Source organism: Roseococcus sp. GW821-FHT12F05, from assembly GCF_058806835.1.
On sequence record NZ_JBXAQB010000021.1, the window covers coordinates 97,264 to 115,878 of the forward strand.

The following is an 18,615-nucleotide window of genomic DNA, read 5'->3' on the forward strand; positions in this document are numbered from 1 at the left end:
CCGCGAGTGATTTATTTGCGTGGACACGCGGAAGTTGCGTTGTATTCCGCGGATGCACGCGGTTCATTGGCCGCATGCGCGTCACCTGCGTGCTCGGCACGCGCCCCGAGGCGATCAAGCTGGCTCCCGTGATCCTGGCCCTCCGGGCGCGGGGCGTGGCCTGCGACATCGTCTCCACCGGGCAGCACCGGGAGATGCTGGGCCAGGCGCTCGGCGGCTTCGGTCTGGCTACGGACCATGATCTCGGGCTGATGCGGCCGGACCAGACGCTGACGCATCTGACGGCGGGCGCGCTGGAAGGGCTGGCGCCGCTGCTGCCGGCGCTGCGGCCTGACTGGCTGCTGGTGCAGGGCGACACCACGACCGCCTTCGCCGCCGCGCTGGCCGGCTTCTATGCGGGGGTGCGGGTCGGGCATGTGGAGGCGGGGCTGCGCACCTGGAACCCGCAGGCCCCCTGGCCGGAGGAGGCGAACCGCAGCCTCATCGCGCGGCTCGCCACGCGGCATTTCGCGCCCACGCCGCTGGCCGCGAGGAACCTGCGGCGCGAGGGCATCGCGCCGGGCGCCGTCGCGGTGACCGGCAACACCGGCATCGACGCGCTGCTGATGGTGGCGGCCCAGGTGGAGGGCGACGCGGCGCTGGCGGCGCGCTTCGGCTTCCTCGATCCGGCGCGGCGGCTTGTCCTCGTGACCGGCCACCGGCGCGAGAATTTTGCCGGCGGGCTGGACCGGATCGCGCAGGCCGTGGCGGCGCTGGCGGCGCGGTCGGACGTGCAGGTGGTCTTTGCGCTGCATCTGAATCCCCGCGCGGAGGCGCCGGCGCGGGCGGCGCTGGGGCATCTGCCGAACGTGCATCTCCTGCCCCCGCAGGACCATGCGGACTTCGTCTGGCTGATGCGGCGCGCGCATCTGGTGGTGACGGACAGCGGCGGCGTGCAGGAGGAGGCGCCGAGCCTCGGCCGGCCCGTCCTTGTCACCCGCAACGAGAGCGACCGGCCGGAGGCGATCACCGCCGGCACGGCGAGGCTCGTCGGCACGGACGGCGCGACGCTGCTGCGCGAGGCCGTGCGGCTGCTCGACGACGACGGCGCCTGGCGGACCATGGCGCGGGCGGAAAACCCCTATGGCGACGGGCAGGCCGCGCCGCGCATCGTGAATGCGCTGCTGGCCGAGGGCGCGCGGGCGCCTGCGATCAGCCTTCCTTTGCCGGACGACGGCCATCCGACCATGCCCATGTCCTGGGGGTCCTTGGATGCTGCCGGATTTCGGCCGCAAGGCGGCTGGCGCCGCCCGCTCCGTCTTCCGGTCGGCGGTGCGGCGAAGCCAGGCCGCCGGAGGCGGCGCCTGGCGCTTGAGGGAACCGACTAAACCGTGAACTGCTCCGAGATGATCCGCTCCGAGAGATTCCGGTCCGGGTCGAACAGCATCGTCATCGTGATGCTGCGGTCCTCGCGCACCTCCACCCGGCGCACGTCGCGCACCTCCGTGTAATCGGCCGTCGCGGAGACGGGGCGCTTCTCCGCCTCCAGGATCTCGAAGACCACCCGTGCCGTCGAGGGCAGCAGCGCGCCGCGCCAGCGCCGCGGCCGGAAGGCGGAGATCGGCGTCATCGGCAGCAGGTTCGCGTCCAGTGGCACGATCGGCCCGTGCGCCGAGAGGTTGTAGGCCGTGCTGCCGGCGGGGGTGGAGACCAGGATGCCGTCGCAGATGAGCTCCGACATGCGCTCCTTGCCGTCGATCAGGATGCGCAGCTTGGCCGTCTGGCGCGTCTGGCGCAGCAGCGAGACCTCGTTGACGGCGAGCGTGGCGTGGGTCTTCCCATCGGAGGAATGGGCGCGCATGCGCAGCGGATGCAGCAGCGCGGCTTGCGCCGCGCGGAGGCGGGCGGGCAGGTCCTCCTCGCGGTACTCGTTCATCAGGAAGCCGACGCTGCCGCGGTTCATGCCGTAGATCTGAGCGTTGCGGCCGAGGAAGCGGTGCTGCGTCTCCAGCATCATGCCGTCGCCGCCGAGCGCCACGATGAACTCGGCCTCGCTGGGCTGCACCTCGCCATAGAGCGCGGCGAGGCGGTCGCGGGCCATCTGCGCGACCTCGGTGGTCGCGGCGAGGAAGGCGATGCCCAAGGGGGCAACGGAAGGCGAGTCGCTCAAGCGAGCCGGCGGTGCTCGAGCACCGGCATGTCGCGCCGCACGCGCGCGGTGACGGCCGGGTCGATGCGGGCGGTGGTCCAGCCGATGCCGTCGCTCGCCTTGGCGACGACATGGCCCCAGGGATCGGCGATCAGCGAGTGGCCGTAGACCTGCCGCATGGCGCCGCGCTCCTCATAGGAGCCGTGCGAGGCGGCCGCCACGATCCAGCACTGCGTCTCGATGGCGTGGGCGCGCAGCAGGACCTCCCAATGGTCCTTGCCGGTCATCAGCGTGAAGTTGGACGGCACGAAGATGACGTCGGCGCCGGCGCGGCGGAGGGCCAGGTACTGCTCGGGGAAGCGCATGTCGTAGCAGATGGTGCAGCCGAAGGTGGTGTCACCGGCGCGGAAGGTGACGATCTCGTTGCCGCCGCCATAGAGCGCGCTTTCGCGGTAGCCGGTGCCGTCGGGGCCGGTGATGTCGAAGAGATGGATCTTCCGGTAGCGCGCGATCTCGGCGCCCATGGGGTCGAAGACGACCGTGGTGTTGAAGAGCTTTTCCGGGCCCTGCTCGATGATCGAGCCGCCATGCACGTGGATGCGCGCGTGGCGGGCGATGGAGCGCAGCATCTCGTAGGCGGGGCCGCCGGGCTCGTTGGAGCCGACTGGCGGCAGCACTTCCGCCGCGGCGGTCCGGGACTCGCGGCCCCCGCCGAGATTGGTCCAGGTCTCGGGGAGGGTGACGATGTGGGGGCGGTCGGCTTCCAGCGCGCCTTCGATCAGGCGGCGCGCCTGATCGAGATTGGCCTGCTTGTCGCTGCCCTGGTTCATCTGGATGGCGGAGATGCGCATGGGGGTATCAAGCCATAGAACGCGACGCGGACAAAGCGGGCGCCCTCAGGCGTGGAGGCAGCCCCACAGCATCGCGATCGTGCCGAGCACGCCGAAGGTCACGCGCGCGAGGTGAAGGTGGCCCCATCTCTCGATGAGCGCGCGGCTCTGCGGCCCGGCCTCGGCGGGCTCGACGGCGAGGATCGCCTTGTTGGTCCGCATCATCACGAAGAGGGTCCAGGGCCAGCCGGCGAGCAGCAGCAGCGCGCCCTCCAGGAAGGCGGGATGCCCGGTTCGCCCCCAGGCGATCACGCCGAGCACGAAGGCGACGATCGCGATGGAGGCCTGCATGGCGAAGCCTCTGATGTAGGAGGGCTTCCACTGGATCAGCAGCGCGCGGTCGTCGAGCTTCAGGCGCGCGGGCTGCTCGGCGACGGTGACGTAGACGGCGGCGCCGGCGAAGACGGAGGCTGCGATCAGTGCGAGCAGCCCGGGCAGCATCGCTAGCGCTTGGGCCAGGAAATCTTCGGCTCCGCGCGGCCGCCCGGATAGATGGCTGGATGCTGGTCGGAGAGGGCCGAGGGATCCAGCCGTGCGGCGGGCGTGGGCAGCTCGATCTCGTGCTCGCCGGTGCCGCGCCATTCGGGCCGCCGCGCCTCGGGCATGCGGGCCGCGAAGACGCGCAGCTCGGCGCGGATCTCGTCCAGCTGCGCCTCGATGTTGTCCAGCCTTCCCTTCACCCCGAAGACGGAAAAGGGCATCACCACGAGACAGAGCGCCAGCAGCGCCAGCACCAGAAGCGCCACGAGGCCGGTCCATTCCGGCAGGCCGGGCAGGGTGAGGCGGGTCGCGAGGTCCTGCAGCATCAGCCCCCCGTCACGCTCATGTGACGCGCGACCGCGGGCGACTTGTGGCGGCGGTCGATGATGAAGTCGTGACCCTTGGGCTTGCGCGTGATGGCCTCGAGGATGGCGGCGCGCAGGCCCTCGTTGCCGATCTCCTCGTCGCGCAGCGGGGCGCGGAGATCGGCGTCGTCGTCCTGGCCGAGGCACATGTAGAGCTTGCCGGTGCAGGTGATCCGCACGCGGTTGCAGCTCTCGCAGAAGTTATGGGTCATCGGCGTGATGAAGCCGAGGCGCGTGCCGGTCTCGGCCACGTCGTAGTAGCGGGCGGGGCCGCCGGTGACGTAGTCGGTGGAGTTCAGCGTCCAGCGCTGCTTCAGCTTCGCGCGGACCACGCTGAGCGGCAGGAACTGCTCCGTGCGGTCCTCGCCGGTCTCGCCGAGCGGCATGGTCTCGATGAGGCAGAGGTCGAAGCCGTGCTCGCCGCACCAGGCGAGCATGCGGTCGAACTCGTCCTCGTTCACGCCGCGGAGGGCCACGGCATTGATCTTCACATGCAGGCCGGCGGCCTTGGCGGCGAAGATGCCGCCCAGCACCTTGTCGAGGTCGCCCCACCGGGTCGCGGCGCGGAAGATGCCGGCATCGAGCGTGTCGAGCGAGACGTTCACGCGGCGGATGCCGGCGGCGGCGAGGTCGTCGGCGTGGCGGGCGAGCTGGGTGCCGTTGGTGGTGAGCGTCAGCTCGTCCAGCCCGTGGCCGAGCCGCGCGCCCAGGCTGCGCACCAGCGAGATCACGTTGCGCCGCACCAGCGGCTCGCCGCCCGTCAGCCGGATTTTTCGCACGCCGAGGTCGATGAAAGCGCCGCAGAGGCGGTCCAGTTCCTCGAGGCTCAGCACCTCGGCCTTCGGCAGGAAGGTCATGTCCTCCGCCATGCAGTAGACGCAGCGAAGGTCGCACCGATCCGTGACGGAGACGCGGAGATAGGAGATGTCGCGACCGAACGGGTCGATCATGGAAGCGGGAGCCCCGGAAATCTCATTACATCCGTCATTTGGGGCGGGCGGGGGCGCGCTTGCAACCCCTACCAACGTTTAGGCGGCGGCGATGCGCGGACCCTGGCCCGGCGCGCGGGTCATCCAGTTCAGCGCGCTGGCCAGGATGCCGACCACCACCATCACCGGCCAGAAGGCGTTGTAGTTGCCCACGGTCTCCATCAGCACCGCCCCGGAGCCCGCGCCGAGGAAGCCGCCGATCTGGTGGCTGAAGAAGCAGACGCCGTAGAGCGCGCCCAGGTTGGCCACGCCGAAGCGCCGCGCGATGGCCGCCGAGGTCAGCGGCACCGAGCCCAGCCAGACGAAGCCCATCACGGCCGCGAAGACGATCGTCCCCCATTCGGTGGGCGTCGTGTAGGCGAAGATGGCGATGGCGGTGGTGCGGATCAGGTAGATCCAGCCCAGCCCGTTCTCCGGCCGGATGCGCGAGGAGAGCCAGCCGCAGAGCCAGGAGCCGGGGATGTTGAACAGCCCCACCATCATCAGCGCCGTCATGCCGACGGAGGCCGGCAGGCCGCAGAGCGCGATGTGCGAGGGCAGGTGGGTCGTCAGGAAGGCGAGCTGGAAGCCGCAGGCGAAAAATCCGCCGGTGAGCAGCGCGAAGTCGCGATCGGCCAGCGAGGAGCGGGCAAGGCCGGGCAGGCCGCGCAGGCCCGCCGCCGGCGGGCCGACTCGCGGCGCCGGCTTCCACTCGATGTTGCGGGCGATGGGGATGATGAGCAGCGCGGAGATGGCCAGCGTCGCCATGGCGCCGGTCGCGCCCACCCAGCCGATGGCATTGAAGACCAGCGGCACCATGGCCGCCTGTCCCAGGCTGCCGCCGGCGCTGGCGATGCCGATGAACTCGCCGCGCTTCTCGGGCGGTGCGAGGCGGCCGACGGCGGCGAGCGCGAGGCCCGTGCCGGCGCTGGCGACGCCCAGGCCCGAGAAGAAGCCGATGCCGATCAGCACCGTCGCATTGGAGGGGAAGAGGGCCGGCAGGCCGCAGCCGATGAGGTAGAAGATGCCGCCGCCGGCCATGACGCGGCCGGAGCCGTATTTGTCGGCCATGGAGCCGCTGATCGGCTGGGCGAGGCCCCAGACCAGGTTGTGCAGCGCCACCGCAAGGCCGAAGGCCCAGGGCGCGATGCCGTTCTCGGTCGCGAGGGGAAGCAGCAGCAGCCCGTAGGTCTGCCGGATGCCCATGGCGAGGCTGGAGGTCGCCGCCGCTGCGATGATCGCGATCCAGAGGACCGACTTGGCGGAACGCGCGGCAGCGGCAGGACTTTGCATATACAAATCAGACCGGAGGGTCCGGTGTTGCACAAGCGTAAGCCACGCCGGGACCGTCATGCGTCAGGCGCAGGGCAGACAGAAGGGAGGCCCGGCCGGAAGGGAGCGCCGGCCGGGTCGAGGGGCCGAACTGAAAGTGGAAGTTCAGCTTCCGGAGATCAGGCGGCGCGCCGGACCTCGGCATGGTCGTTGGCCGGGCTCGGGATCGAGGCTTCCGCGGCGGCGACGATACCGCTGCGCGAGATGCCGATATCGGCGAGCTCGCGATCCGACAGGCTGCGGAGCTGCTCGATCGTCTCGCGGCGGGCGCGAAGCGTGGTCAGGGCATTGCGCAGGCCACGGAAAAATCCGCTGATGCGGGCGGCGATGGCCTCGTCGCGGGCGCGGCGCGCCTCGGCGATCAGGCGGGCGATCTCGTCGGCCTTGTCGTTGCGCGGGGCGAGGGGCATCAGCAGCGCGGCCTCGGCTGAGATGATGCGGGAGTTCATGATAGGATTCCGTCTTGGCGGGCAGCCACCTGCCCTGTCGGCGGGTATGTAGGACGTGAAACTGTGGAAAGCTTGCGCGAAGCCCATATCTCAGCCGCGCGCTCACTGCATGACATACTGTGAAATGCTGCGTTTTTGACGGATCAGAGACCATGCCAGATCATGCCGCCCCTTGGGCCGCCCGCCTCGCCGCCCTCCGCTCCGTGCTCGCCGCGGCGGGCGTGGACGGCTTTCTCGTGCCGCGTTCGGACGAGCATCTCGGCGAATACGTCCCGCCCTCCGGCGAGCGGCTTGCATGGCTCACGGGATTCACGGGCAGCGCCGGCATGGCTGTGGTGCTGGCGGACAAGGCCGCCGTCTTCACCGACGGCCGCTACACCACCCAGGTCCAGGCCGAGACCGACGGCAGCCTCTACGAGCGCCGCCACGTCACCGAGGAGCCGCCCGACGGCTGGCTGCGCGCCCATGCGGAAGGGCGCCGCATCGGCTACGACCCCTGGCTGCACGGCGAGGCCGCGCTGAAGCGGTTCGCCGGCGTCCAGCTCGTCCCGCTCAGCCCCAATCCGATCGACGCCATCTGGCGCGACCGCCCGGCGCCGCCCGTGGCCGCGGTGGTGCCGCACCCGCTGGAATATGCCGGCGCCACGGCCGAGGCGAAGCGCGAGGCCGCCGCGGCCGAGCTGCGGAAATCCGGCGAGGAGGCCGCCGTCCTGGCCGACGCGCATTCCGTCGCCTGGCTGCTGAACATCCGAGGCGCCGACCTCGCCTATACGCCGCTGGCGCTGGCCACGGCTCTGCTGCGCGCCGACGGCTCCGTCCGCATGTTCCTGAACGCGCCCGAGCGGGTCTCCGCGGAGACGCGGGCCTTCCTCGGCAACCGCGTGGCCGTCGAGCCGCGCTCGCACATCCCGGCCGCGCTGCAGGAGCTCGCGGGCAAGACGGTGCGGGTCGATCCCGACCTCACCCCCGCCTGGTTCGCCGCCGCCCTGCGCGAGGCCGGTGCCACGGTCGTCGCCGGCGAGGATCCCTGCCGCCTGCCGCGCGCCACCAAGAACGCGACGGAGCAGCAGGGCGCCCGCAACGCCCATGCCCGCGACGCCGTGGCCGTGGCGCGCTTCCTCGCCTGGTTCGCCGCCGAGGCGCCGAGGGGCGGGCAGACCGAGATGTCGGCCGCCAACCAGCTTCTTGCCTTCCGCCGCGAGGTGCCGGGCTTCGTCGCCGAAAGCTTTCCCGCCATCTCGGGCGCCGGTGAGAACGGCGCCATCGTCCATTACCGCGTCACCGAGGCCAGCGACCGGCCGATCGCTGCCGACGAGTGCTACCTGATCGACAGCGGCGGCCAGTTCCCTGACGGCACCACCGACATCACCCGCACCCTCTGGACCGGCCCGGGTCCCGCGCCGGCCGGGCTGCGCGCGCGCTACACGGCGGTGCTGCGCGGGCATATCGCGCTCGGCACGCTGCGCTTCCCCGAGGGTGTGGCGGGGCCGCACCTCGACGCCATCGCGCGCCGGCCACTGTGGGATTTCGGTCTCGACTACGACCACGGCACCGGCCATGGCGTGGGCAGCTTCCTCTCCGTCCACGAGGGGCCGGCCGCCTTCAGCCGGGCGGCGCGGGTGGTGCCGATACGGCCGGGCATGATCATCTCCGACGAGCCCGGCTACTACCTGCCGGGCCAGTACGGCATCCGCATCGAGAACCTGCTGATGGCCCGCGCCGCCGAGCCGCAGCCCGACCAGGTCCGCCCCTTCCTGGAATTCGAGACGCTGACGCTGGCCCCCTATGCCCGCGCGCTGATCGAGCCGGCACTGCTCACGCCGGCGGAGATCCGCTGGATCGACGCCTATCAGGCGCGTGTGCTGGAGGAAGTCGGGCCGCAGCTGGACGAGGCGACCCGAGCCTGGATGGAAGCGGAGTGCGCGCCTCTGGAGGCCTGATCAGCCTGGAAGCAGGCCGGTCCAATGGGCCGCGAAGGCCCATTGGTCGGCCGCTTCCTCGACGATCTTGTCCATCGGCTTCCCCGCGCCGTGGCCGGCGCGGGTCTCGATGCGGATGAGGTGCGGCTTGTCGCCGATCCCCGCCGCCTGGAGGGTCGCCGCATATTTGAAGCTGTGGCCGGGAACGACGCGGTCGTCGGTCTCGGCGGTGGTGACGAGGATCGCGGGATAGTCCTGGCCCGGCCGCACGTTGTGGCAGGGCGAGTAGGCGAGGAGGTTCCGGAAATCGGCCTCCTTCTCCGGATCGCCGAAATCCTCCATCCAGAGCGCGCCGCCGGTGAACTTGTGGAAGCGCAGCATGTCCATCACGCCGACGCCGGCCAGCGCGGCGGCGAAGAGGTCGGGCCGCTGGTTCATGACGGCGCCGACGAGCAGCCCGCCATTGGACTCCCCCTGGATGGCCAGCCCGTCCGGCGCGGCGATCCCCTCCGCCTTCAGGTATTCGGCGGCAGCGATGGCGTCGTCGAAGACGTTCTGCTTGTTCCCGCGACGCCCGGCCTCATGCCAGGCCTTGCCGTACTCGCCGCCGCCGCGGAGGTTGGCGACGGCATAGGCGCCGCCCTGCTCGACCCAGGCGAGCAGCATCGGCGAGTAATAGGGGATCATGCTGATCCCGAAGCCGCCATAGCCGTAGAGGATCGTCGGCGCCGGCCCCGTCGCGTCCTTGCGCCGCACGAGGAAGAGCAGGACGCGCGTGCCGTCCTTGGAGGTGCAGAAGCGCTGCTCTACCGCGATGCTGTCGAGGTCGAAGCCCGCCTCGGGTGCGGCCCAGACCTCGCTGGCATGGCTCGCGACGTCGTAGCGGTAGACGGTGGTGGGCGCGTTGTAGCTGGTGAAGACGTAGAAGGCCTCGCTGCCCTCGGGATCGCCGCGGAAGCCGCCGGCGGTGCCGATGCCGGGCAGCGCCACCACGCCGTCGGCCGTGCCGTCGAGGCGATGGCGCCGGATCTCGGTCTTCGCATCCACGAGATAGGAGGCGAGCAGCCGCCCGCCGAGCAACGAGGCCGAGGTCAGCACCGCCTCCTGCTCGGGCACCAGCTCACGGAATTCCGGCGGCGCCTCCGCCAGGTCCAGCGTCACCAGCCTCCGGCGCTCGGCGCCCTGGCTGGTCATGACGAAGAGCCGGGTTCCGAGATGGCCAAGGACCGACCATTCGGCGTCGAAATCCGTCACGAGCGGGCGCGGCGTCCAGTCCTCCGAGGCGAGATCCACGAGGGCCAGCGCATTGGCGCCCGGTCCCGGCGTGGAGATGATCGCGGCGTAGCGCCCATCCTCGGTGACATCGGCCAGGTGCAGCAGGTGCGGCTGCTCCGGCGTGGCATGGACGAGCTTGTCCTGCGACTGGGGCGTGCCGAGCGCATGGAACCAGACCGCGTGGTTCGCCACGCCGGCCTGCGCCCCTGCCGGGCCGGGCTCCGGATAGCGCGAGTAGAAGAAGCCGCCCTCCGCCCAGGAGATGCCGCTGAAGCGCGCCCATTCGACCCGGTCGTCCAGCACCTCGCTGGACGCGACCTCCAGCACCTGGATCCTGCGCCAGTCGGTGCCGCCTTCCTGGACGGCGAAGGCGACATGCGCGCCGTCGCGGGAGGGCTCCCATTCCGCCAGCGCCGTCGCGCCGTCCGCCGACCAGAGGTTCGGATCGATCAGCACGCGTTCGGGACCATCGAAGCGGTCGCGGAGGACGAGGACCGGCTGGTTGGCGAGGCCGGAATGCCGCGTGTGGAAATAGCGCCCGCCGCGCGCCTGCGGCGCGCTCACCCGCTCATGGTCGAAGAGCGCCCGCAGGCGCGTCCGGAACAGGTCGCGGCCAGGCAGGGATTCGAGGTGGCGCCGGGTGACGGCCTGCTGCGCCGCCACCCAGGCGGCGACCTCCGCGTCGCTCCGGGCGTCGTTCTCGAGCCAGCGATAGGGATCGGCCACCACCAGGCCGAAATGCTCCTCCCGGAGATCGGCGCGATGCGCCGCCGGGTACTGGATGCGGGAGATCATGAGGCGTCTCCGAAACGGAAGGGGGATCGCGGGCCGGGAGCCGGCCCGCGATCGAGGGGCCGTCAGCCGCCCTTGACGACGAGCTTCACGTCCACGTTGCCGCGCGTGGCGTGGCTGTAGGGGCAGACCTTCTCATGCGCTTCCTTGGCGAGCGCCTCGAGCTCGGCCTGGGGCAGGGAGGGGTCTTCGATGGTCAGCTCCACGGAGAGGCCGAAGCCGCCGCCCTCGCGCGGGCCGATCGAGACGGCCGTCGAGACCTTGGCCTTCGAGGCGTCCTTCTTGTGCTGCTTGCCGACGAAATCCACCGCGCCGCCGAAGCAGGCGGAATAGCCGGCGGCGAAGAGGTGCTCCGGCGTCGCTGTGCCCGGCTTGCCGGGACCGCCCATCTCCTTGGGGACGGAGAGGTCCACCGAGACCAGCCCATCGTCGGACTGGGTGTGGCCGTTGCGGCCGCCGGTCGCGAAGGCGTGCGCGGTGTAGAGCGGGTTGATCTTGTCCACCATCAGTCGGTCTCCTGGCCGTGTGAGCCTCGAAAGGCTGACCGGGAGATGGGGGCAAGTCCAGTTACCGGTAGGGGACGGTCGCTACGGCGTTGTAGGGCGATCCCTCGACCAGCCGCGTGCTCCAGGCGAGGTAGACCAGCACGTGCGCCTGCTCGTCGACGAAGCGGTGCACGCGGGTCTCCTTGAAGAAGAGGCTGGTGGAGGCCTCCCAGATCTGCTCGCCGCGCTCGCCCCGGCGGACGCCGTCGGGAATGGCGATCGGTCCGGTCGCCGTGCAGGAGAGCGAGAAGCGCGACGGGTCCTCGGCGACGCCCACCATGCCGGCGAGCCCGCCCGTGCGGGCCTGGCTGACATAGCAGGCGACATTGGGGATCCCGGGGTCGGTGAATCGCTCGACCACCACCTGGTGGCTGCGCGTCAGGCCGAGATTGGTGATGGCGGTGTTCACCCGGCCGACGCGCGTGGTGTCGTCGGCCGCGGCGGGGGCGGCGATGAGGAGGGCGGCGAGGGCGAGATAGCGCTTCATGGACCCATCAGCGCCGCGCGCTGCCTTCAGGTTGCAGGGAAGCCCGCCATCTCGCGGAATTCCGCCTCGGTGAGCACACGCACGCCGAGCTCGGCGGCCTTGGTGGCCTTGGAGCCGGCATCGGCGCCGACCACGACGAAGTCGGTCTTCTTCGAGACGCTTTTCGTCACCTTGGCACCCAGCGCCTCGGCCTTGGCCTCCGCCTCGGCGCGGGAGAGGGTCTCCAACGTGCCGGTGAAGACCAGCGCCTTGCCGGCGAAGGCGCTGTCGCCGGCGTCGAGATCGACGACATCCTCGGGCGTCACGTAGCGCAGCAGGTCGTCCAGGGCGTCGAGGTTGTGCTGCTCGGCGAAGAATTCCACGAGCTCGGTCGCGATGGAGGGACCGACCCCCTGGATGCTGCCCAGCTCCTCGCGCGCCTCGCTGCCGATGATCCGCGCCTCCAGCATGCGGGCGCGGAGGTTCTGGATGCTGTGGTAGTGCCGCGCCAGCAGCTTGGCGTTCTGCGCGCCGATCCGCCGGATGCCGAGGCCGAAGAGGAAGCGCTCCAGCGGCACGCGGCGGCGGGCCTCGATGCCGGCCAGCAGGTTCGAGACCTTCTTCGCCTCGCCCTTGGCGCCCTTGCCCCAGCCCTCCCATTGCCGCATCCGTTCGGCGTGGTCCTTCAGCCGGAAGATGTCGGCGGGGCTTTTGACCAGCCCCTCCTCGTGCAGGAGAAGGATGTTCTCCTCGCCGAGCCCCTCGATGTCCATCGCGCCGCGGCTGGCGAAATGCTTGAGGCGCTCGACGGTCTGGGCCGGGCAGATCAGGCCGCCGGTGCATCGGCGGACCACGTCCTCGTTCTCGCGCACGGCATGGCTGCCGCAGGCCGGGCAGATCGTCGGGAAGGCGTAGGGCGGGCCGCGGTCCGGCCGATCCTTGTCCACGACTTCAACGACTTGCGGGATGACGTCGCCGGCGCGCTGGAGGAGGATGGTGTCGCCGATCCGGATGTCCTTCCGGGCGATCTCGTCCTCGTTGTGCAGGGTCGCGTGGGTGACGGTGACGCCGCCGACGAAGACCGGCGCCATCACCGCGCGGGGCGTGAGCGCGCCGGTGCGGCCGACCTGGATCTCGATGGCCAGCAGTTTCGTGCGCGCCTGTTCGGCCGGGAACTTCCAGGCGATGGCCCAGCGCGGGGCACGGCCGACGAAGCCGAGCCGCGCCTGCCAGTCCAGCCGGTCGAGCTTGTAGACGACGCCGTCGATCTCGTAGGCCAGGGCCGCGCGCTCGCTCGCCATCTTGCGCTGGAACTCGGCCGCGTCGGTGACGGGCGTGGAGAGCGGATTGACGGAAAACTTCCAGCGCCGCAGCAGGTCGAGCCAGTGCTCGTGCGTGTCCACGGGGATCTCGCTGGCCTGGCCCATGGCATAGGCGAAGAGCTTCAGCGGTCGCGAGGCGGTGATCGACGGGTCGAGTTGGCGCAGCGAGCCGGCCGCGGCGTTGCGCGGGTTCACCGGCACGGTGACGGCGGGGCCGAGCTTTTCGCCCCTGATCTTGCGGGCCTCGCGCTCGGCCAGGGCGCGCTCCTGCTCCGCGCGAAAGGTCAGGAAATCCGCGCGGTCGAGAAAAACTTCGCCGCGGATCTCGATGAGGTCCGGGAAGGGGGCCGACAGCTCGCGGGGCAAATCCTTCAGAGTCAGCAGGTTCGGCGTGATGTCCTCGCCCTCGATGCCATCCCCGCGCGTGGCGCCCTTCACGAAGCGGCCGTGCTCGTAGAGCAGGTTCACGCTGAGCCCGTCGATCTTGGGCTCGGCGATGAAGTGCAGCGGCTCGGTCTCAGGAAGGCTCAGGAAACGCCTGATCCGGGCCGCGAACTCGGTGAAGTCGCCGTCGTCGAAGGCGTTGTCGAGGCTGAGCATCGGCGCCAGGTGGCGCGATTTCGCAAAACCCTCGGCCGGCGCGGCGCCGACGCGCCGGGACGGGCTGTCCGCCCGGAGCAGGTCGGGGAAGAGCGCTTCGATCGCGCGGTTGCGGCGGACCAGCAGGTCGTATTCGGCGTCGCTGACCTCGGGCGCGTCCTTCTCGTGATAGGCGCGGTCGTGATGGGCGATCTCATGGGCGAGGGCGGCCAGCTCCTCGGCGGCCTCGGCCTCCGAGAGCGCCTCCGGGGGCCTGGTGCGCAGGCTTGCGCTCATGCCCCGGCCTCCGCCAGGGAGGCCAGCGGGCCGTCGCGCAGCAGCCAGCCGGTAAGCGGCTCCGAGCCGGCGCCGAGGGAGGTGTAGAAACCCACCGCGCCGGCGTTTCCGGGCTTCGAGGTCCACCAGACCATGGTCCCGCCGCGCCGCCTTGTCTCGGCCGCGACGCGCGCCAGCAGCGCCCGCGCGAGGCCACGGCGCCGGAACTCCGGCCGGACGTAGAGGTCGCCCATATAGGTGCCGCGCAAGGCCCGGGTCGGGTCGTAGCCGGGGAGGGCGGTCGCATAGCCGACCGGCTCGCCTTCCTCGGCGACCAGGGCGAAGCCCGCCGGATCCTCGGACAGGAAGTCGCGGCGGATGGTTTCGGGCGTGACGAAGCCGAGGGGCTCGCCATCCTCGCGGTTCAGCGCCTCGGCCAGCGCGGCGAGCACGGCCTCGTCGCCGGGGCGGGCCGGGCGGATCACGCGATGCCTTCCAGGAGGCTGGCGGCAGCCGCGCGGGCGGCTTCCGTGACCACTTCGCCGGCCAGCATGCGCGCGATCTCCTCGCGGCGGGCGGGCGCGTCCAGCGGGACCACGCGTGTCTCGGCCGCTGCGCCGCGCACCGACTTCGCCACCTGGAGGTGCTGCGCCCCGCGCGCCGCGACCTGGGGCGAATGCGTCACCACCAGCACCTGGAGGCGCTCGGCCACGCGGGCGAGGCGCTCGCCGACCGCAGCGGCCGTGGCGCCGCCGATGCCGGCATCCACCTCGTCGAAGACCAGCGTCGGCACGGGCGAGCCGCGTGCCAGCACCACCTTGAGAGCCAGCATGAGCCGCGAGAGCTCGCCGCCCGACGCGATCTTGATCAGTTGCCCCGGCGTCTGGCCGGGGTTGGTGGCGACGAGCATCGTCACGCGGTCCATGCCCTCGGCGCCCCAGGAGGCTTCCTCGCGCGGCGCGACCTCGACCACGACACGCGCGCGATCGAGCTTCAGCGGCGGCAGTTCCTTCGCCAGCGCGCGCTCCAGCTTGCCGGCGGCCGCGCGGCGGGCCTCGGTGAGCGCGATGCCGGCGGCGACATAGGCCGCGCGCGCCTGCTGCCGGGCGGCCTGGAGCGCGGCGACGCGGCCGGTGCCGGCATCCAGCGCCGAAAGCCGCTCGCGCAGGTCGGCCAGATGCTGCGGCAGCTCCACCACCGCGACCCCGTGCTTCCGCGCGGCCGAGCGCAGGCCGTAGAGCCGGTCCTCCAGCACCTCCAGCCGGCGTGGATCGGGCAGGGCATCAACCGCCAGCCGCTCCAGCAGTTGCTCCGCCTCGGCGAGCGAATCCTGCGCGGCGGCGATCGCGGCCAGCGCCGGCCCCGCGGATTCATTGGGCGGCGGCAGGCGTTCCAGCGCGCGCGCCGCGTTCCGCAGTGCGGCGCCGGGATGGGCGGATCGCCGGTCGCGCGGCTGCAACTCGGCAAGCGCGGCGGCGATGGCCTCGTTGCGGCGCTCGGCCTGCTGGAGGACCTGCCTCTCCTGGGCCAGCCGCTCCTCCTCGCCCTCCTGGGGCGCGAGTTCGGCCAGCTCCTGGACGGCATGGCGCAGCCATTCCTCGTCGCGCAGCGCGGAGGCCACGGCCTCCTCGGCGGCGGCCAGGGCCGTTTCCGCCGCCCGCCATTCGCGGAACCGTGCCGTCGTCACGCCGCGGGGACCGTCGAGCGCCCCGAAGGCGTCGAGCAGCGCCGAATGGGTCGCCGGATCGGCGAGGCCCACCTGGTCGTGCTGGCCCTGCACCTCGACCAGCGTGGCCGCCAGCCGCTTCAGCAGCGCCACCCCCACCGGCTGGTCGTTCACGAAGGCGCGCGAGCGCCCGTCGGCGGAGAGCACGCGGCGCAGCACCAGCGCATCCTCCGGCTCGAAGCCCTGCTCGGCGAGGAGGGCGAAGACCGGATGCCCCTCGGGCGGCCGGAACATGGCGGCCACGCTCGCCTGGGACTGCCCGGCGCGCACGAGGCCCGCCTCGGCCCGCATGCCGAGGGCGAGGCCCAGCGAATCCAGCAGGATGGACTTTCCCGCGCCCGTCTCGCCGGTGAGGACGGAAAGACCGGCGCCGAATTGCAGGTCGAGCCGCTCGATCAGCACCACGTCGCGGATGGAGAGGGAGGCGAGCATGGCCTCTCGCTACAGCATCTCGAGGCCGGGCGGAATCGTCCCGCGCGCCTCGATCCAGCCGTGGACGGGACGCATGCGGCCCCGTCCTAGAAGATGGTGCCCCAGGCCCGGCGGAAGATCCCCGGCCGGTCGTCGGCCGAGGCCTGCGCGCCTGGCGTCAGCAGCGCGTAGCTGTCCTGGTACCAGGGGCTGCCGGGGAAGTTGTGGCCGAGCACGGAGGCCGACTGCGCCGCCTCGTCGCGCAGGCCGAGGCGGAGGTAGATCTCCGTCAGCCGGTGCAGCGCCTCGGGCACGTGGTTGGTGGTCTGGTACTCCTCGACCACGCGGCGGAAGCGGCCGATGGCGGCGCCGTAGAGGCCCTGCCGCTGGTAGAAGCGGCCGATGTTCATCTCCTTGCCCGCCATATGGTCGCGCGCGAGGTCCATCTTGAGGCGGGCGTCGCGGGCATAAGCGGTGTCGGGGAAGCGGTTCGCCACGTCCTGCAGGGCGGTCAGCGCGATCTCGGTGCCGCGCTGGTCGCGCTGGCTGTCGGAGATCTGCTCGTAATAGGAGAGGGCCCGCAGGTAGTAGGCATAGGCGATGTCGCGATGCGCCGGATGCAGCTGGATGAAGCGGTCCAGCGCGCCGATGGCCTCGGTGTAGCGGTTGCGCATGTACTCGCCATAGGCGCCCATGATCTTCGCGTTGGTCGCCCAGGTCGAATAGGGGTGCTCGCGCTCCAGCGTGTCGAAGAGTTCGACGGCCTGCTGGTAGCGGCGCTGCTGCAGCGCTTCGATGCCGGCCGCGTAGAGCGACTCGGGCGAGCGGTCCACCAGGCCGGCGGTCGCGGAACGCGAGCCGAAGAGCGAGCCCATGGTCCCGTCCCAGGAGGTGATGCCGCAGCCGGTCACGGGCAGCGCCAGGGCGAGAAGCAGGGAAGTGCGGATCAACAGATGCATGGGCAAGTTCGGCTCCGGTCGGGCCGCTCTATACCATGCGGCCGGCGGCAGGTGCTAGGCCGCGACCGGCTGGCGGATCGGGCCGGCATCCGTGAGCGCATGGCCGCCGGCATAGCGCCAGGCGCCGCGGTCGGCCATCAGCCGGCGCAGCAGCTGGTTGTTGATGGCATGGCCCGAGCGATGGCCCGTGAAGCGGCCGGCGATCGGGGCGCCGGCCAGCGCCAGGTCACCCACGACGTCGAGCAGCTTGTGGCGGACGAACTCGTCCGGCCGGCGCAGCCCGCCGGGGTTCACGATCAGCGTGCCGTCCACGACGATGGCGTTGTCCAGGCTGCCGCCGCGGGCGAGGCCCGCGGCCCGCAGCCGGGAGATCTCCTCGGCCAGGGTGAAGGTGCGGGCATTGGCCAGCTCGGCGCGGAAGCTGTCGGTGGAGACACGCAGCGCGAAGCTCTGGCGGCCGATCGCGGTCTCGCCGAAATCGATGGTCAGCTCGGCGTCCAGCGCGAGATCGTCGCTCGGGATCAGTTCGGCCCAGGCGCCGTTCTCGTCCTCGACGCGGACGGGCTTCAGCACCTCGATGGTGCGGCGGGTGCCCAGGTGCTCGGTCATGCCGGCGCAGTCGATGAGGAAGAGGAAGGGATCGGCCGAGCCGTCCAGAATGGGGACCTCGGGGCCGTCGAGCTCGACCACGGCGTCGTCCACGCCCGACGCGGCCAGGGCGGCCATGACGTGCTCGACGGTGCCGACGCGCGCCTCGGGCTGGCCGGGCAGAGCGAGGCCCGTGCAAAGGCGCGTCTCGAAGACGTGGTCGTAGCGGGCGGGGATGCTGATGTTGAGGTCGCTGCGGTGGAAGACGATGCCGGCACCGGAAGTGCCGGGGTGCAGCGTCAGGGAGATGCTGCGGCCACTGTGAAGCCCGATGCCCTTGCAGCCGATGCTGGAAGCGAGGCGACGGCGGCGGCCGAGCGTCAAAGGTGCGAAACCATCCATATAGAGAAAGCCCCCGAAGAGTGTGGCCGGGGGCTCCCCTCCGCCCGGATCAGTGAGCTGAAAATGACAGCGCGGGGACCGCGCCGCCACTCAAGCCATGTTTCCTGATGTTTCCTCTTAAATGCCGGAAAACACGGCAAAATTATGCGAATTTTTCATGTGCGAAAGCATTGACTTCGACCTCATGGGGCGAACGTCGCACGGCTCGGTAAAGATTGGATAAAGTCGGGTGGACCGCTGATGGGCGGAGGAGGCGCGGGCGAGCCCGCGCCTCGATTCCGCGCCGCTCAGTTGCTCTGGCGGCGCAGGAAGGTGGGGATGTCGAGGCCCATCTCGTCCGGCTGCGGCTGGGCCGGCCGGGGCTGGCGCACGGGCTGGGCCCCCAGCGAGGGTTCGGCGCGGGGAGCGGCAACCGGCGCCTCCGCTTCGATGTTGCGGCGCATCAGCCCGGTCGCGTTGCGGAACAGGCCGCGCCAGCCGGCGCCCTGGCCCGCATCGGGGAGCGAGGGCTGGTGCAGGTGCGGCTGCGGCGGCATGGGAGCCGGGGGCGGCTGCGGCGCGGGCTGCACCATCTGCGGCTGCGGCATCTGCTGCTCCGCATAGGTGTATTGCGGCTCGGGCGCCGGGGCAGGGGCCGCGGCCATCGCCGTCGCGGCGGGCTGCCGCAGCAGGCCGGCACCGCCGACCTGGACGGGACGGCGCGGCGCGGCGGGCACGGTCGGCGCGCCGAGAGGGCCGGAAGG

17 protein-coding genes and 1 pseudogene are annotated in these 18,615 nt (G+C 71.4%); 2 read left to right on the forward strand and 16 right to left on the reverse strand.

Going from position 1 to position 18,615, the window contains the following annotated elements; genetic code table 11:
• Positions 1-74 precede the first annotated feature (74 nt).
• The gene (gene wecB, locus AC1ROY_RS31835) at positions 75-1,367 is read left to right on the forward strand and encodes a non-hydrolyzing UDP-N-acetylglucosamine 2-epimerase (RefSeq protein ID WP_493152973.1); all 1,293 of its coding nucleotides are present in this window, start codon (positions 75-77) and stop codon (positions 1,365-1,367) included.
• Here the strand turns inward: wecB and AC1ROY_RS31840 are convergent.
• The 7 genes from AC1ROY_RS31840 to AC1ROY_RS31870 form a co-directional block, all read right to left on the reverse strand.
• The gene (locus AC1ROY_RS31840; protein ID WP_493152974.1) at positions 1,364-2,122 is read right to left on the reverse strand and encodes an NAD kinase; all 759 of its coding nucleotides are present in this window, start codon (positions 2,120-2,122) and stop codon (positions 1,364-1,366) included. The genes wecB and AC1ROY_RS31840 overlap by 4 nt on opposite strands.
• A gap of 23 nt (positions 2,123-2,145) precedes the next feature.
• Positions 2,146-2,979 carry a carbon-nitrogen hydrolase family protein gene (locus AC1ROY_RS31845; protein ID WP_493152975.1) on the reverse strand — a complete coding sequence of 278 codons (834 nt, stop codon included), beginning with the start codon at positions 2,977-2,979 and terminating at the stop codon, positions 2,146-2,148.
• 45 nt (positions 2,980-3,024) lie between these two features.
• The gene (locus AC1ROY_RS31850) at positions 3,025-3,459 is read right to left on the reverse strand and encodes an anthrone oxygenase family protein (protein WP_493152976.1); all 435 of its coding nucleotides are present in this window, start codon (positions 3,457-3,459) and stop codon (positions 3,025-3,027) included.
• Between the two features lie 2 nt (positions 3,460-3,461).
• Positions 3,462-3,824, reverse strand: a complete 363-nt coding sequence (locus AC1ROY_RS31855) for a hypothetical protein (protein WP_493152977.1) — start codon at positions 3,822-3,824, stop codon at positions 3,462-3,464.
• The gene (gene moaA, locus AC1ROY_RS31860; RefSeq protein WP_493152978.1) at positions 3,824-4,813 is read right to left on the reverse strand and encodes a GTP 3',8-cyclase MoaA; all 990 of its coding nucleotides are present in this window, start codon (positions 4,811-4,813) and stop codon (positions 3,824-3,826) included. The genes AC1ROY_RS31855 and moaA overlap by 1 nt, the downstream gene beginning before the upstream one ends.
• A 78-nt stretch (positions 4,814-4,891) precedes the next feature.
• Positions 4,892-6,124, reverse strand: coding sequence for an MFS transporter (locus AC1ROY_RS31865; protein WP_493152979.1), 1,233 nt, complete (start codon positions 6,122-6,124; stop codon positions 4,892-4,894).
• Positions 6,125-6,282: 158 nt separating this feature from the next.
• Positions 6,283-6,612, reverse strand: coding sequence for a DUF1127 domain-containing protein (locus AC1ROY_RS31870; RefSeq protein WP_493152980.1), 330 nt, complete (start codon positions 6,610-6,612; stop codon positions 6,283-6,285).
• A gap of 152 nt (positions 6,613-6,764) precedes the next feature.
• Between AC1ROY_RS31870 and AC1ROY_RS31875 the strand changes: the two genes are divergently transcribed.
• Positions 6,765-8,552: an aminopeptidase P family protein gene (locus AC1ROY_RS31875; RefSeq protein ID WP_493152981.1), complete on the forward strand. Its 1,788-nt coding sequence runs from the start codon at positions 6,765-6,767 to the stop codon at positions 8,550-8,552.
• Here the strand turns inward: AC1ROY_RS31875 and AC1ROY_RS31880 are convergent, their stop codons facing one another.
• The 9 genes and pseudogenes from AC1ROY_RS31880 to AC1ROY_RS31920 all read right to left on the reverse strand — a co-directional run.
• Positions 8,553-10,601 carry a prolyl oligopeptidase family serine peptidase gene (locus AC1ROY_RS31880; protein WP_493152982.1) on the reverse strand — a complete coding sequence of 683 codons (2,049 nt, stop codon included), beginning with the start codon at positions 10,599-10,601 and terminating at the stop codon, positions 8,553-8,555. It abuts the gene before it with no gap.
• Between the two features lie 62 nt (positions 10,602-10,663).
• Entirely contained in the window at positions 10,664-11,104 is a 441-nt protein-coding gene (locus AC1ROY_RS31885) for an organic hydroperoxide resistance protein (protein WP_493152983.1), read from the reverse strand.
• Between the two features lie 61 nt (positions 11,105-11,165).
• Positions 11,166-11,630, reverse strand: a complete 465-nt coding sequence (locus tag AC1ROY_RS31890; RefSeq protein WP_493152984.1) for a CreA family protein — start codon at positions 11,628-11,630, stop codon at positions 11,166-11,168.
• 26 nt (positions 11,631-11,656) lie between these two features.
• Positions 11,657-13,807 carry an NAD-dependent DNA ligase LigA gene (gene ligA, locus AC1ROY_RS31895; protein WP_493152985.1) on the reverse strand — a complete coding sequence of 717 codons (2,151 nt, stop codon included), beginning with the start codon at positions 13,805-13,807 and terminating at the stop codon, positions 11,657-11,659.
• Positions 13,804-14,271 (reverse strand): GNAT family N-acetyltransferase, encoded by a 468-nt coding sequence (locus AC1ROY_RS31900; RefSeq protein ID WP_493152986.1) that lies wholly within the window; start codon positions 14,269-14,271, stop codon positions 13,804-13,806. Before AC1ROY_RS31900 ends, ligA begins: the two co-directional genes overlap by 4 nt.
• Positions 14,268-15,944, reverse strand: coding sequence for a DNA repair protein RecN (gene recN, locus AC1ROY_RS31905; RefSeq protein ID WP_493152987.1), 1,677 nt, complete (start codon positions 15,942-15,944; stop codon positions 14,268-14,270). Before recN ends, AC1ROY_RS31900 begins: the two co-directional genes overlap by 4 nt.
• Positions 15,945-16,030: 86 nt before the next feature.
• Positions 16,031-16,882, reverse strand: coding sequence for an outer membrane protein assembly factor BamD (locus AC1ROY_RS31910; RefSeq protein ID WP_493152988.1), 852 nt, complete (start codon positions 16,880-16,882; stop codon positions 16,031-16,033).
• Positions 16,883-16,936: 54 nt separating this feature from the next.
• Positions 16,937-17,854, reverse strand: coding sequence for a UDP-3-O-acyl-N-acetylglucosamine deacetylase (lpxC, locus tag AC1ROY_RS31915; protein ID WP_493152989.1), 918 nt, complete (start codon positions 17,852-17,854; stop codon positions 16,937-16,939).
• 305 nt (positions 17,855-18,159) lie between these two features.
• A pseudogene (locus AC1ROY_RS31920) lies at positions 18,160-18,615 on the reverse strand (hypothetical protein); the annotation flags it as partial.